The sequence below is a fragment of the Flavobacteriales bacterium genome (assembly GCA_016715895.1).
Classification (GTDB): domain Bacteria; phylum Bacteroidota; class Bacteroidia; order Flavobacteriales_F; family PHOS-HE28; genus PHOS-HE28.
The window spans coordinates 1,250,952-1,266,230 of the sequence record JADJXH010000004.1; the positions used below are offsets into that span (position 1 = coordinate 1,250,952).

Genomic DNA, 15,279 nt, shown 5'->3' on the forward strand with positions numbered 1-15,279 from the left:
CCATGCACCTCGTCCGCACCTTCTTGCTCTGCGCCACGTTCGCACCGCTGATCACATCGGCCCAGGCGACCGTGCGCGGCACCCTCACCGATGACCAGGGCCAGCCGCTCCCGGGAGCCACCGTGGTGGTCGGTGCCGACCAGCGCTTCGGAACGAGCGCTGATGCACAGGGCCGCTACGTGCTCACCGGCCTGCGCGCAGGACCGGTGCGCTTGCTGTTCGCCCACCTCGGCTTCGCCTCGGTGGACACGGTGCTCACCTTGGACGAAGGCGAGCAGCCCCTGGACCTGGTGCTTGGTCCGCAGGCCCGCCTGCTGCGCGGTGCCGAAGTGGTGGCGATACGCGCCGGTGAGCGCGCCCCGGTGGCCCAGAGCACGCTGACGCGCGACGAGATCCAGCGCATGAACACCGGCGTGGACCTGCCCATCCTGCTCGACCTGCAGCCCAGCGTGGTCACCACCACGGACGCGGGCACGGGCATCGGCTACACCGGCCTGCGCGTGCGCGGCACCGACCCCACGCGCATCAACGTCACCGTCAACGGCGTGCCCATCAACGACGCCGAAAGCCAGGCCGTGTTCTGGGTGAACATGCCCGACCTGGCGAGCAGCGCGCAGGACGTGCAGCTGCAGCGCGGCGTGGGCACCAGCACCAACGGTCCCGGCGCGTTCGGGGCCAGCATCAACCTGCGCACCACCACCGTGAGCGAACGGCCCTTCGGCGAGGTCAGCGCCTTCGGCGGATCGTTCAACACACGCCGGTTCACCGCCCGCGCCGGCACGGGTACCTCCGCCGCCGGCCTCAGCCTCGATGCCCGCCTCAGCCACATCGCCAGCGATGGCTACATCGATCGCGCCACCGCCGACCTCAAGAGCTACTTCGTGCAGGGCGCCTGGGTCGGGAGGAAGCGCAGCCTCCGCTTCATCACCTTCGGCGGGCGCGAGGTCACCTACCAGGCCTGGGCCGGCGTGCCGCGCGAGGTCATCGACACCAACAGGACCTACAACCCTTACACGTACGAGAACGAGGTGGACGACTACCGCCAGACCCACGTCCAGCTGCTCTTCGATCAACAGCTCGGTCAGCGCACCACCATCAACCTCACCGGCTTCCGCGTGGATGGTCGCGGCTTCTTCGAGAGCTTCGAGGACGAGGCGGACCTCGGCTTCTTCGGCATCGGCGACCCGGTGATCGGCGGCGACACGCTCACCAACGGCGACCTGGTGCAACGGCGCTGGCTGGACAACACGCTGCTGGGTGTCAACGCCTCGCTGACGCACACCTTCCGCGCGCACCAGCTCATCGTGGGCGGCAGCTATGCCGACTACCGCGGCGACCATTTCGGCGAGGTCAACTGGGCACGGTTCGCCGGAGGCACCGACATCGGCGACCGCTACTACAGCAACGATGCGCGCAAGCGCGACGCGAACGCCTTCGCGAAGCTCACGTACAGCCTCGGCGACCGCGTGCAGCTGCATGGCGATGTGCAGCTGCGCCAGGTGAACTACGCCTTCCTGGGCTTCGACGACGAGCTGGACAACGTGACGCAGCGCGCCGCCTTCACCTTCTTCAACCCGAAGGCCGGCGTGGACTGGCGCGTGCATGAGGGCGGGCGCTTGTATGCCAGTGTGGCCATCGCCCACCGCGAGCCCAACCGCGACGACTTCACCGAGACCACCCCCGAAAGCCGCCCCACGCACGAGAAGCTCGTCGACACCGAAGCGGGCTACGAGCGCCGCAGCGGCCGCATGGCCTTTGGCCTGAACGCCTACTACATGGACTACACCGACCAGCTGGTGCTCACCGGCGAATTGAACGATGTGGGCGCCGCGCTGCGCACCAACGTGCCGCGGAGCTACCGCGCCGGCCTGGAGCTCACCTGGGCCGCACAGCCCCTTCGCTGGCTGCTGTGGAAGGGCAACGCCACCTGGAGCCGCAACCGCATCCTCGATCTTGTGGAATACGTGGATGACTGGGACACCGGTGGCCAGCAGGCCGTGCGCTACACCGAAACGCCCATCGCCTTCAGCCCGGAGTGGATCGCGGGCAGCGAACTCGCCTTCACCCTGTGGAACCACACGGACCGCGGCCGCGCGGACATCGCGTGGGTGACCAAGTTCGTGGGCGAGCAGTTCCTGGACAACAGCGGCAGCGCGACGCGCAAGCTCGATGCCTATCTCGTGAACGACATGCGCGTCAACGCATCCCTGCACAAGCTCTTCGGCATCCCGATGGTGGAGGTGAACCTCACCGTGCGCAACGTCCTCAACGAGGTGTATGAGAGCAACGGCTGGAGCTACAGCTTCATCGAGGGCGGTGCGCGCCGCGAGCTCGTCGGCCTCTTTCCCCAAGCCCCGATCCATGTGCTGGGCGGGGTGACGGTGCGGTGGTGAGCGGACGGCGGCAGGAAGCTGGTGGCCGGAAGCTGGAGGCTCGGAGCTTGAGGCGAGCGCCTTCCTTGGTCGGCCAGGCTGTACCGTTCGCTGGACATGGGGTGAAACGAGGCTCCAGCGGCGGTCACTCGCCCGCGTTTGCAACACGGGCGACGAGCATGCCATCACTATCCATCAATTCTTGTCACTAGCCCGCGTTTGTAACGCGGGCGGCATAATAAACCCACCCTTTGTCCACCATTGGCTACGTCCGTGACATCGGCCATTGCAACGTTGGCCGGAGCGCACCTATCTTCATATCAGAGAGGATGGTTCCACCAATGGCAATAGCGGTTGTTCGGAACGCGCTGCAAGCACGGCGCAATGCAGCGCCCGCGTTGCAAACGCGGGCGAGTCTGGACTGTCGGGTCCGCATGCATTTAGCGATGGAGACGTACAGATCGGCCCTGAGTATTGTGGTGGTATCCGTTGGTTGCATGTTTCCGACCTTGACCCTGAAAGCCCAGTTCAAGGCATTGCCAGATTCAGCTGTTATCTGGAATTTCCGGATGTACGACACTTGGCAAGGGTTGTTCGATTGGAGAAGAACCTACTTGTTGCCAGGAGCTGTTCCGGACACGACGATAAATGGCCAGGACCATCGGTCATTGACTTGGTACTGGGACACTGGAACATGGCCTGGGGAATTTGGGGGAGGGCTACGGGAGAGTGGATCAGGCCAAGTGTTCTACTATCATCCGAATACGGATCAAGAGCATCTCTTATACGATTTTGACGTTGCTGTGGGCGACTCAGTGCTTGGGGTTTGGATCGCTGGCACTGATCCTGCCAATGGCTTCACGACCACCATGTACGTGACCGGGGTCGATACGATCATTCTAGGCGGCCAAGCAAGAAAAAGGGTTGGTATTCAGAACATTGGTGTGATGGGTGGACCGACAGGGTATTGGTGGATACAAGGAATTGGAGGGTCGGCCGGATTATTGGAAACTGCTGGAGAGCCGACATTAGATGTGGTATATGGACTCGAATGTGTGAGCAGCAACGATACGGTGTGGTGGTCCTGGGGGCCTGTGGGGGCACCCGGGACTTGCTCTCCCAACGGTGTGCCTGAGCACGAGGCCTTCCCGGTGGTTGTGGGCCCGAACCCAGGAACGGGCCGGTACACCTTGTACGGCTCGACGCTTCCAGCCCAGATGATGGTACTGGATCCCCAAGGCCGGGAAGTGCTGAGGACCGGTGCGCACAACATCGACCTTAGCGCTCATCCACCTGGCATGTACACGGTGGTGGTAACTACCGATCAAGGACGGCTGGCGGTGCGCTTGATGCACGATCCACATTAGCGGAGAAGGCGTCAAGGGAGACTACCCTCAAGCCCCGATCCGTGTGCTGGGCGGGGTGACGGTGCGGTGGTGAGCGGCCCGATCATGAGCATGGTAACCAAGGTTATCATGGACCTTGGGCCCTGCCGCCCTACGTTTGTTCACCCAACGACCCCGGCCATGCGCACCAGAACCCTTTTCGTCGCCGCCTCCCTGGCGCCTGCCCTGCTCAGCGCCCAGAGCTTCGATGCCACCATCCTCAGCTACGAGGGCCTCGATCGCACCTGCGATGGAAGCATCACTCCGGTGCTGCGCATCCAGAACACGGGCGGGGAAACGATGACGAGCTGCGACATCGACATCCTGCGGAACGGGCTCGCGGACAACACCTTCAACTGGGTGCTGGCGGTGCCCGCGCTCACTGGCGAGGTGCGCAAACCTGCGCTGCCGACGATCAATGGCCTGCAGCCCGGCGATGAGCTGGAGTTCCGGATCACCACCGTGAACACGCAACCCGATGAGGTGTCAACGGGCAACGTGATCACCCGCACGGTGCAGGGCGAGAGCGTGGAGGGCGACAGCTACCGCGTGCTGGTGGAGGTGCGCACCGATGGCGATCCGCAGGAGACCACCTGGAGCCTGAAGGACGCCACGGGCATGGCCGTGGCCACGGGCGGACCGTACACGAGCGCCGAGGCCGTGGAGCGCAGTTGGGTGGACCTGGATCCCGCCGCGTGCTATGCGCTGCGCGTGGATGACAGCGGAGGCAACGGCATGGACGCACGGGCGCTGCCCGGCTACGTGAAGGTGATCGCCCTGGGCGAGACGCTGATCGACCTGGATGGGGCTTCGTTCACCAGCAGCTACGACGATGCCGTGCGCACCGGCGCGGACGGCTGCGCGGTGACGCAACTGACCAACGCCGACGATGCCACCCCGAGCTGCGGCACGCAGGTCTTCCTCAATGGCACCAGCAGCATCCAGGCCCGCGCCGTGCCCGGCGCCACGCACTACCAGTTCCAGTTCAGCTACGGCACCTACCTGCGGCGCATCGCCTCCAGCACGCCCACGTTGACCTTGAACCCCTGGGCCACCCTGCCGCTGAAGCCGGGCCGCGTCTACACCGTGGAGGTGCGCGTGAGCTTCGACGGTGGTGCCACCTACTGCCCCTTCGGCCCGTCGTGCACCATCCGCACGCGCTACCCGCTCGCGGCATCCCGGGACATGGAACTCGCCGATGGACCGGACGGGTCGGGCTTCAGCCTGTTCCCCAACCCCGCGGAGGGTGCGGTGGTGACCCTGGTCCCGGTGGGCATCGATGGCTCCGCACAGGTGGAGCTGATCGACCTGACGGGCCGTGTCCTTTCCCAGCGCACGTTGATGGTGACGGACGCTGTGCCCCTGTCCTTGGAGCTGGACGAGGTCACCGGGTCCGGGCTGTACCTGGTGCGGTTGACAGCGGGCGGCACCTCGTGGGTGGAGCGATTGATGGTGCGCTGAGCAGCCTCAGGCGCGCTCCACGAAGTACATCCGCAGGTCGCCCTTGCCCTTGGCGTGCACCAGCCCGCGTGCCTCGAAGCGCAGGCCGGGCGTGTCCTTCACCAGCTCGTAGGTGGTGGCGCTGATGTTCACCCGGCCGGGTTCGCCGCTGCTCTCCATGCGGGCCGCGGTGTTCACCGTGTCGCCCCAGATGTCGTAGGCGAACTTGCGCACGCCGACGATGCCGGCGATCACCGGACCGCTGTGCAGCCCGATGCGCATCTCGAAGGCAGGCTTGCCGGCGCGCAGCCGTTCCGTGCGGCGCTGCGCGATGTGGTCGCGCATGTCCAGCGCGGCCAGCACGATGTCCGCAGCGCTTGAGGCCTGGGGGTCGGGCAGCCCGGCGGCGGCCATGTAGGCGTCGCCGATGGTCTTGATCTTCTCCACGTGGTACTTCCCCACGATGGCGTCGAGCCCCTTGAAGCACGCGTCGATCTCGTCCACGAGCTCTGTGGCGCTGAGCTGCTCGCTGAGCTGGGTGAAGCCCTTGAAATCCGTGAACAGCACCGTGGCGTTGGCGTAGGTGCGCGCCTCAGCGCGGCCCTTGGCCTTCAGTTCGGCGGCCACCTCCACCGGCAGGATGTTGTGCAGCAGCTCGTCGCTACGCTCCTTTTCGTGCTCGATGGCCTTCTTGGAGCGCTGGGTGTAGCGCAGGCGATTGAGCAGGGCACCGGCGATCACTAGGGCCAGCAGGATGCCGGCGATGAGCATACCCCTGCGACCGCGCTCATCGGCCATGCGGCGGTCGAAGGCCAGCTGCTGCTCAAAGGTCTCCTTCACCCGGGCCAGGCTGTCGGCGATCTGCTGCTGCTCGAAGTCGCGCACCAGTTCCAACCGCAGCACCTCCCGGCCGTTGTTCACCTTGTCCAGCGTATCGTCGAGCGACAGGAACGACCGCTGGGCCTCGTACGCCCCGCGGTAGTCGCCGGTGAGCGCGAGGGCCCGCATCACGCAATCGGTGCATTCCTTGCGCTGGGCGAGCAGGCCCAGGCTGTCGGCCAGGGCCAGGCCCTGCCGGCAGGCCCGCAGGGCTTCGGCGGACCGGCCTTCCGCCAGGTAGGCCTCGCCTGAGTAGTAGAAGTTGCGGCTCAGCGGGTCCTTGGCATCGAGCTCGATGAACACGGTGCGGGCCGTATCGAAGTGGGCGTGCGCTTCGGCGCTGCGTCCCATCCGCGTGAGCACCTGGCCCAGGTTGTTGTGCGCCTTGCCCCGGTCCATCCGGCTGCCCAGGTCGCGGTAGATGGCGATGGCCTCCTGCAGCTCCCGCACCGCCTTTTCACGCTGCCCGAGGTCGCTGTGCGTGGTGCCGATGCTCACCAAGGCACTGGCGCGGCCCTTCGCGTTGCCGAGTTCGTTGTACAGCGCCGCGCTCCGTTCGTAGTTCTCCAACGCCTTGTCGAACTCGTTCAACCGCTTGTACGTGTTGCCGATGTTGTTGTAGGTGCTGGCCACACCCGCCGTGTTGCCCAGGTCCTGGTCGATGCGCAGGCTCTGGTGGAGCAGCTCCAGCGCGCGGGGCAGGTCGCCGAGGTCCTTGTAGACCGTGCTCATGTTGCTCAGCGCGGCGGCCGTGCGCCCGGGGTCCTTCGACGAGCGGGCCACCTCCAGAGCGCGGTTGAAATGGTCGAGCGCCGCCGGCAGGTCGCTGCGGAGCTTGTAGCCCACGGCCAGCGTGTTGTAAGCGGTGTAGAGCGCCCTGGGTGCTCCGCCGCGACGGGCCAGGTCCAACTGCATCCGCGCCAGCGCGATCCCGCTGTCCGGCTGTTCAAAGACCGCCTTCCACGACAGGCTGGCGATGGCCGTCAGGCGGGCGCTGTCCGGGAGCGCCTCGTTGCGCCACACCTTCCAGAGCGAGTCGGTCTGGGGACGCACGGAGCCCGCCACGAGGCAGAACAGGATCAGCAGGACGTGGCGCATGGAGCGCGGGAAGTTAGAGCGGTGTGAAGGAAGGTCATTCCACTTTGGGCAGCGTTCCTTGTCCGCATGTTGTCCTATGTTCGGACCAACACCACCACATCATGGTACGCGCACTCCACCTGCTGATCGCCGGCCTCATCGTCATCCAGCTCCACGCCCAGTTCGATGCCCTGCCGGATGCGGACGCCGGCTGGACCGTCTCCTTCTGGGTCGGCCCGGGGTATCCGCATGAAGGCTACCACTACACGTATGATGCGGTCTCTCCGGATACCGTGTACAACGGAACGGTCTATAAGAAGCTGCTGCTCGCCACCTCCATCGACGGGTCCATCTACCCTGCGGTGTATGGCGGGGCGCTGTACGACAACGAACTGGGCCAGGTGAGCTACTGGGCGCCTGGCGCTGCCGATCCGGTGCTGCTCTACGACTTTGATGTGATGCCCGGCGACACCCTGTACGATGTTCATGGACTGTATCCGCATGATGTGCGTGTCTTCGCGGTGGATACGGTGACGATCAATGTCACGGAGAGACGGAGGGTGGAGCTGGAGTGCCTCGGCATGACGGGCCCCACGGGGATCCACTGGATCCAGGGCATCGGCTGCACCCAGGGCCTGCTTCAGATGGCGGTGTGCGGCAGCGTTTCCGGCTTGGGCGAGCTGGTGTGCATGACCGCGAGCGACACGGTGCAGTGGGGCCCGAACGTCGGCGGAGTGGGCGATTGCGCGCTCGCCCTGGGGATGGACGACGCGCCGCAGGCGTCATTGGCACTGACGGCGTACCCGGTGCCGGCGGAGGAGCAGCTGTTCGTGAAGGGGGCGAGGGCTGGTGCGCAGCTTGAGGTGTTCGGGCCGGATGGCCGCATCGCCCTGGCATCCACCGCGCCCCAAGGACCGTTGGACATCGGTGCCCTGGTCCCCGGGATCCACCTGCTGCGCGTGACCGATGTGGACGGGGAGGTCCGCACGGCGCGCTTTGTCAAGAAGTGATCAGCCGTGCACCGCTTCGCTCAGGGCGAAGATGAGCTCGGGATCCTGCTCGAAGGCCGTGCCGACGACGATCACGTCCGCTCCGGCCTCGCACAGCTCCCTCGCGGTCGCCCCATCGCGGATGCCACCACCCACGATGATGGGCAGGTCCACGGCCTTGCGGACGGAGGCGATCATCGCCGGGCTCACGGTGCGCCGCGCGCCGCTGCCGGTGTCCAGGTAGATGGTGCGCAGGCCGAGCAGTTCGCCGGCCAGCGCGGTGGCGGCGGCGATGCCGGGCTTGTCGTGCGGAATGGGCGCGGTCTGGCTCACGTAGCTCACGGTGGTGGGTGCGCCGCCGTCCACCAGCATGTAGCCGGTGGGGATGGCCTCGAGGCCCATGGCCTTGATGGTGGGGGCGGCCGTGACGTGGTGGCCGATGAGCAGTTCGGGGTTTCGGCCGCTGATCAGGCTGAGGAAGAGCACCGCATCGGCATGGCGGCTGAGCTGCGCCGGGCTGCCCGGGAACAGCACCACGGGGCTCGTGCTCCAGCGCTTCACCAGGTCCACACAACGGTCGAAGGAGGCCGAGGTGAGCAGGCTGCCGCCCACGAAGAGCAGGTCGGCCCTGGCCATGCAGGCGTTCTGCACGGTGCGCTCCAGCAGGGCCTCGTCCTGCCCGAGATCGGGGTCGATGAGCACGGCCAGGAGCTTGCGCCCGCGAACCTTCGCGTCCTCAAGCTGTTCCACCACGGCGCCCATCGGTGCGAACATAGTCAACAGGGCTGGCCTTCAGCCCTCCGAACCGCTACCTTTGCCGCCGCGAACGGGCCGACCCTCGCACAACCCCGCACCCACGCCTACGCCGGGCTACGGCGAGCAACGCATGAGCACCAAGACCGCTGAACAGTTGAAGTACAAAGTGAAGGACATGGCCCTCGCCGACTGGGGCCGCAAGGAGATCGAGCTGGCCGAGGCCGAAATGCCCGGCCTGATGGCCCTGCGCGCCAAGTACGGCAAGGAGAAGCCGCTGAAGGGAGCCCGCATCGCCGGCTGCCTCCACATGACCATCCAGACCGCCGTGCTGATCGAGACCCTCAAGGAGCTCGGCGCCGAGGTGAGCTGGAGCAGCTGCAACATCTTCAGCACGCAGGACCATGCCGCCGCCGCCATCGCGAAGGCCGGCATCCCGGTCTACGCCTGGAAGGGCATGAACAACGAGGAGTTCGACTGGTGCATCGAGCAGACGCTCTTCGCCTTCGAGGGCGGCCAGCCGCTGAACATGATCCTCGACGACGGTGGCGACCTCACCAACATGGTGTTCGACAAGTACCCCGAGCTGGTCAAGGGCATCCGCGGCCTCAGCGAGGAGACCACCACCGGTGTGCTCCGCCTGAAGGACCGGGAGAAGAACGGCACCCTGGTGATGCCGGCGATCAACGTCAATGACAGCGTCACCAAGAGCAAGTTCGACAACAAGTACGGCTGCAAGGAGAGCGCGGTGGACGCCATCCGCCGCGCCACCGACATCATGATGGCCGGCAAGGTGGCCATCGTGTGCGGCTATGGTGATGTGGGCAAGGGCACGGCCGCTTCACTGCGTGGCGCCGGTGCGCGCGTCATCGTCACCGAGATCGATCCGATCTGCGCCCTGCAGGCCGCCATGGACGGCTTCGAGGTGAAGAAGCTGGTGCCGAACGTGCATCGCGCCGACATCATCATCACCACCACGGGCAACTTCAACATCGTCACCGAGGCCGCCTTCCGGAAGATGAAGGACAAGGCCATCGTGTGCAACATCGGCCACTTCGACAACGAGATCGACATGGCCTGGCTGAACAAGGCCTACGGTCACACCAAGGTGGAGATCCAAGCCGCAGGTGGACAAGTACACGATCGATGGCAGGGACGTGATCATTCTTGCCGAAGGCCGTCTGGTGAACCTGGGCTGTGCCACGGGCCACCCCAGCTTCGTGATGAGCAACAGCTTCACCAACCAGACGCTGGCGCAGATCGAGCTGTGGAAGCACCACGATAAGTACGAGAACAAGGTGTACGTGCTGCCCAAGCACCTCGACGAGATGGTGGCCAGCCTGCATCTGGAGAAGATCGGGGTGGAGCTGGAGGAGCTCACCGAGGAGCAGGCGAGGTACATCGGCGTGCCGAAGAACGGCCCCTTCAAGAGCGATACCTACCGCTACTGATCCATACGATCAACGCGAACGCCCCGGGTCCGTCAGGATACCGGGGCGTTCCATTTCCGGAGGCCACCTTGTTCGGGCCGGATCGCTCCAGCTCCTCACTACCGCACGACACTCCGCCCCTCCCGCTCAGTTGTAGATGCGCAGGATGCTTCCGTTGAACGCCGTGTTGTACCGCTGCAGCCCGAGGGATGCGGGGCCCTGGGTGACGCTGCCGTCCATGATCAGGAAGGCGCTCCCGCAGCAGGTGGTGTCCCGGGCGATCACCTCGGTGTCGTCCACGTGCACGCGGCACAGCTCGGCCGGCTGGTAGGGGCAGTGCCGGTCGAGGGCCACGAACTCCTCCATGCTCTTGCGGTATACGATGATGCCCAGCGAGCCGCCCGTGAGGTAGAGCCAGCCGCCCGGCACGGCCAGGTCGTTGTAGGCCGGGTTGTTCACGTTGATCTGGAAGTCCACCTGCGTAAGGGGCACCCCTCCGCTGGTCTCCTTGCGGCAACCGCTCCCCGCAAGGAGCATCCCAAGGACCAGGACCGAGGCCCCGGTGGCGAGCTTCCACTGTCCACGCATGTGTCAAAGGTAGGGCGGTGGCATGGCCGGTCGTATCCTTGCGGCATGCGCTGGTCGGCTCTGCTCCTGCTGCTCCTGTTGTCGGCCATCCCCGTGGCGGTGCGCGCGCAGGAAGGCATCGGGCAGAAGGAGGCCGAACGCATGCAGGCCCGCAAGGAGAAGGAGGAACGCAAGCAACGGGCGAAGCAGGAGAAGGACGACCGCCGGCGTCACCTGAAGATCCAGGACAAGGCCACGCGGAAACGGATCAGGCAGCATACGAAACGGGCCGACCGGCGCGGGAGCGGGCGTCACCGCGACAGCTGGTTCAGGCGCACATTCACCCGTTGAGCACTTCCGGACCGGTATATCCCGCCCAGGATTCGGTAGGGTGGAGTGGTGTGGAAGCGGATACCTTGCCCCCGGTAAGCCACCGTCATGCGACCGTCAAGCCTCCCCCGATCGGACCTCCCACTTGCCCCCGATGCGTGGAATCCCAAGCTGGACGCGGGTTTCCGAGGATTTGGTGGAAGGCGGATCTTTCTATCTTTACGCCCCCTCGTTGCGCAGTCGTTCCTAACGCTAAACCTACTCGTTGATGGTGAGAAGGGTATTCTCCTCGATCGCCCTTGGTCTGTTCGCTGCGGTGTCCGCCTTTGCACAGGTCGGCGCCGGAAGCCTCAAGGGTAAAGTGGCTGACAAGGTCTCCAAGGAGCCGCTGCCGTTCGTGAACGTGGCCGTGGAGAATCGCGGTACGGTGGTGGCCTCGGGCACCACCGACTTCGACGGCAACTACTTCATCAAGCCCATCGACCCGGGCAGCTATGATGTGGTGGTGACCTACGTGGGTTACCAACCGCTGAAGCAGACCGGCGTGGTGATCAGCGGCAACCAGATCACCTTCCTGGACCTCAACCTCTCCCAGGGCCTTGAGCTCAAGGAGTTCGAGGTGGTGCAGTACCAGGTCCCCCCTGATCCAAAAGGATGGCGGGGCTTCCGGCGGAACGATCACGCGCGAGGACATCGCGCGCATGCCGCAGCGCTCGGCGGCCGCCATCGCCACCACGGTGGCCGGTACCAGCACGGCGGGTACCGATGGCGGCATCAGCATCCGGGGTGCCCGTACGGAGAACACCTATTACTACATCGACGGGGTGAAGGTGCCCGCAGGTGCCGGTACGGGCCTGCCCAAGAGCGCCATCGAGGAGGTGCAGGTGATCACCGGCGGTGTGCCCGCCAACTACGGCGACGTGTCGGGCGGTGTGATCAACATCACCACCCGCGGTCCGAGCCGGAGCTTCTTCGGCGGGGTGGAGTACCTCACCTCGGGCTTCAAGGTCGGCAGCGACATCACCGATATCGTGGGATTGGACAGGTACGCCTTCAATCAGTTGGAGGCCAGCATCAGCGGTCCGCTCTTCTTCAAGAAGGACAGCGTGGGCAACAAGACCCGCCCGCTGCTGGGCTTCTTCCTCAGCGGCCAGTACAGCAACATCGTGGACAACGACCCCAGTTACGTGGGTGACTGGAGGGTGCGGCCCGAGAAGCGGGATGAGCTGCTGGCCAACCCGCTCTCCATCCGCGACATCGCCGGTTCCAATGCGGTGGTGTACAACTCCGACTTCCTGCGCAACGAGGATATCGAGCAGTTGAAGACCCGTCAGAACGCCGGCCGCGTGTCCTATGTGGCCTCGGGCAAGATCGACGTTGCGACCACCGAGAACATCAGCCTCACGCTGGGGGGCAGCGTGGACTACCTGGACCGCCAGAACTTCAACCGGGCGAACTCCCTGCTGAACGCGGACAACAACTTCCGCTACACCGACTTCACCTGGCGGGGATTCCTGCGCTTCGTGCAGCGCTTCCCCAACCGGAGCGGCGAGGATGGCGAGCAGGAGAGCAAGATCAAGAACGCCTTCTACAGCATCCAGCTGGACTACTCGCGCTACACCCAGCGCGTGGAGGATGAGGTGCACCGTGACAAGTTCTTCGACTACGGTTACGTGGGCCGGTTCAACACGTTCCGCGCCCCCACGTATGAGTTCGTGGACACCTTGGGCGCCTTCGTGCACACGGGTTTCCGGGATACGCTGGTCACCTTCGTGCCCAGCGAGACCAACGCGGACGTGGCATCCATCACGTCCCAGTACTTCAACCTGTTCCCTTACGAGGCGTTCAATGTGGCCAACCTGTTCGGTGCCCAAGGTCCTTCCGGTCCGTATGAGGACTTCAATGCCATCCGGGCCGGAAACGGCCTGCTGAACGGGGAGCGGCCGCGCAACCTCTACAACCTGTGGAACAACATCGGCTTCATCGATGATCCGGACGGAGGCGAGTACCGTCGTCGGCAGACGGATCAGTTCCGCCTGACGGCCATGGGTTCGGCCGACATCGGCCAGCACGCCCTGAGCGTGGGCGTGGAGTATGAACAGCTGGTGGACCGCCGCTACAATCTGGCCCCCGCCGGCTTGTGGAACCGTGCCCGCGAACTGGCCAACTTCCACATCCGCAACCTGAACGATGAGTCGCTTTCCAACGCGACCATCACGTATCCCTTGGGAACGGTGCCGTTCTACACCTTCGACCGCCTGGTGGGCAGCGACCAGCCCTTCTTCGACCGCAGCCTGCGCGAGGCGTTGGGCCTTGATCCCAACGGAGCGGACTTCATCGACATCGATGCATTGGACCCCTCGGTCTATTCCCTCGACATGTTCAGTGCGGAGGAGCTGATCAACGACGGGAACGCCTTGGTGACCTTCAGTGGATATGACCACCTGGGCAACCGCATCACGGGTCGCCCCGCCTTCGAGGATTTCTTTGACAAGCGCGATGCCAACGGGAACTTCACCCGGGTGCAGGCACCGTTCGCGCCGATCTACATGGCGGGCTATCTGATGGACAAGTTCGCCTTCGACGACATCATCTTCAACGTGGGTGTGCGGGTGGACCGCTTCGATGCCAACCAGAACACGCTGAAGGACAAGTTCCTCTGGAGGCCGGCCTACACGGCAGGCACCGAGGTGCCCGACAGCGACATCCGCGAGGCGCTCGCCAGTGGTCGTCCGAGCAACATCGGCGACGACTATGTGATCTACGTGGACCGCCTGGTCGACCCGACCCGCATCGTGGGCTATCGCGATGGGAACGTGTGGTACAGTGCGACGGGTGAGGAACTGGCGGACCCCAGCGTGCTGCGCAGCGCCGAAGGCATCGCGCCCTACCTGATCGATTACGAGTCGGACCCGAACGGTGATCTGCCGGGCAGCCGGTTGAAGAAGAACGCGTTCGAGGATTACAAGCCGGCCGTGAACATCATGCCCCGCGTGGCGTTCAGCTTCCCGATCAGCGACGAGGCCTTGTTCTTCGCACACTACGACATCCTCACCCAGCGTCCCACCAGTGCCATCCGGCTTGATCTGCCCGGCCTGGCGTACATCGAGACCACGGGGGACATCATGAACAACCCCTCGCTGAAGCCCAGCAAGACCATCGACTATGAGCTCGGCTTCCAGCAGGTCCTGAGCAAGAGCAGCTCGTTGAAGATCGCGGCCTTCTACCGGGAGCTGAGGGACATGATCGCGATCCGGAACGTGCAGGAGGCCTGGCCGCGCACCTACCGCACCTACGACAACATCGACTTCGGCACGGTCAAGGGCCTCAGCCTCACCTACGACCTGCGCCGCACGGGCAATATCTGGATGAGGGCCAACTACACCCTGCAGTTCGCGGACGGAACGGGCAGCGATCCCAACACCTCGCTGGCCTTGATCAACAGCGGACAGAGCAACCTGCGCGTGATCAACGGGCTGAACTTCGACCAGCGCCACCGCATCCAGATCACCACGGACTTCCGCTACGGCGCAGGCAAGGACTACAATGGACCGATGCTCTTCGGCAAGCCGATCCTCCAACGCACCGGGGTGAACCTGGTGACCATCTTCGGCAGTGGCACGCCGTACAGCAATTCCGCGCAGATCGTGCAGGAAGGTGCCATCGCGGGTGGTCAGGGTTCCTACCGCCTGGACGGCAGCGTGAACGGGGCCCGCCTGCCCTGGCAGTTCACTGCGGACATGCAGCTGGACCGGGATATCCCGCTGAACATGGGCAAGAAGGAGGGTGACAAGGCCAAGGCGGTCGACCTGAACATCTACCTGTTGGTCACCAACCTCTTGAACACGCGGAACATCACCGGGGTGTACCGCGCCACCGGCAGCCCCACGGATGACGGCTACCTCGCCGCCGCACAGTATGCGAACGACATCGCCCTGCAGACCGATCCGCAGAGCTACGCCGACCTGTACAGCCTCAAGGTGAACAACCCGAACAACTTCGGGCAGCCGCGGACGATCCGCCTCGGCCTGCGCCTCAGCTTCTGAACCGAATTCCT

Annotated in this window: 9 protein-coding genes and 1 pseudogene; 7 read left to right on the forward strand and 3 right to left on the reverse strand. The window is 64.9% G+C overall.

Annotated features, from left to right (window positions below):
• Positions 1-2 precede the first annotated feature (2 nt).
• From IPM49_14040 to IPM49_14050, 3 genes are all read left to right on the forward strand, one after another.
• Positions 3-2,393: a TonB-dependent receptor gene (locus tag IPM49_14040; protein ID MBK9275644.1), complete on the forward strand. Its 2,391-nt coding sequence runs from the start codon at positions 3-5 to the stop codon at positions 2,391-2,393.
• Positions 2,394-2,881: 488 nt separating this feature from the next.
• On the forward strand, positions 2,882-3,739 hold the full coding sequence (locus IPM49_14045; protein ID MBK9275645.1) for a T9SS type A sorting domain-containing protein: 858 nt from the start codon (positions 2,882-2,884) through the stop codon (positions 3,737-3,739).
• A gap of 159 nt (positions 3,740-3,898) precedes the next feature.
• The gene (locus IPM49_14050) at positions 3,899-5,218 is read left to right on the forward strand and encodes a T9SS type A sorting domain-containing protein (GenBank protein MBK9275646.1); all 1,320 of its coding nucleotides are present in this window, start codon (positions 3,899-3,901) and stop codon (positions 5,216-5,218) included.
• 6 nt (positions 5,219-5,224) lie between these two features.
• On the opposite strand, the gene IPM49_14055 is transcribed toward IPM49_14050, so the two are convergent.
• Positions 5,225-7,174, reverse strand: coding sequence for a tetratricopeptide repeat protein (locus IPM49_14055; protein MBK9275647.1), 1,950 nt, complete (start codon positions 7,172-7,174; stop codon positions 5,225-5,227).
• Positions 7,175-7,275: 101 nt separating this feature from the next.
• Here IPM49_14055 and IPM49_14060 point away from each other — a divergent pair, with 101 nt between their 5' ends.
• Complete coding sequence (locus IPM49_14060; GenBank protein MBK9275648.1) at positions 7,276-8,163, forward strand: T9SS type A sorting domain-containing protein; 888 nt, start codon at positions 7,276-7,278, stop codon at positions 8,161-8,163.
• Here IPM49_14060 and IPM49_14065 read toward each other — a convergent pair whose 3' ends face one another.
• Complete coding sequence (locus tag IPM49_14065) at positions 8,164-8,904, reverse strand: geranylgeranylglyceryl/heptaprenylglyceryl phosphate synthase (protein MBK9275649.1); 741 nt, start codon at positions 8,902-8,904, stop codon at positions 8,164-8,166.
• Between the two features lie 124 nt (positions 8,905-9,028).
• Here IPM49_14065 and IPM49_14070 point away from each other — a divergent pair.
• Positions 9,029-10,346: pseudogene (locus IPM49_14070) on the forward strand (adenosylhomocysteinase).
• Between the two features lie 126 nt (positions 10,347-10,472).
• On the opposite strand, the gene IPM49_14075 reads toward IPM49_14070, so the two are convergent.
• A complete protein-coding gene (locus IPM49_14075) occupies positions 10,473-10,913 on the reverse strand; it encodes a hypothetical protein (GenBank protein MBK9275650.1) in 441 nt (146 codons plus the stop codon).
• A 45-nt stretch (positions 10,914-10,958) separates the two neighbouring features.
• Here IPM49_14075 and IPM49_14080 point away from each other — a divergent pair, with 45 nt between their 5' ends.
• Together IPM49_14080 and IPM49_14085 are read left to right on the forward strand one after the other, a co-directional pair.
• Positions 10,959-11,243 carry a hypothetical protein gene (locus tag IPM49_14080; GenBank protein MBK9275651.1) on the forward strand — a complete coding sequence of 95 codons (285 nt, stop codon included), beginning with the start codon at positions 10,959-10,961 and terminating at the stop codon, positions 11,241-11,243.
• Positions 11,244-11,923: 680 nt separating this feature from the next.
• Positions 11,924-15,268, forward strand: a complete 3,345-nt coding sequence (locus tag IPM49_14085; protein ID MBK9275652.1) for a TonB-dependent receptor plug domain-containing protein — start codon at positions 11,924-11,926, stop codon at positions 15,266-15,268.
• Positions 15,269-15,279 lie beyond the last annotated feature (11 nt).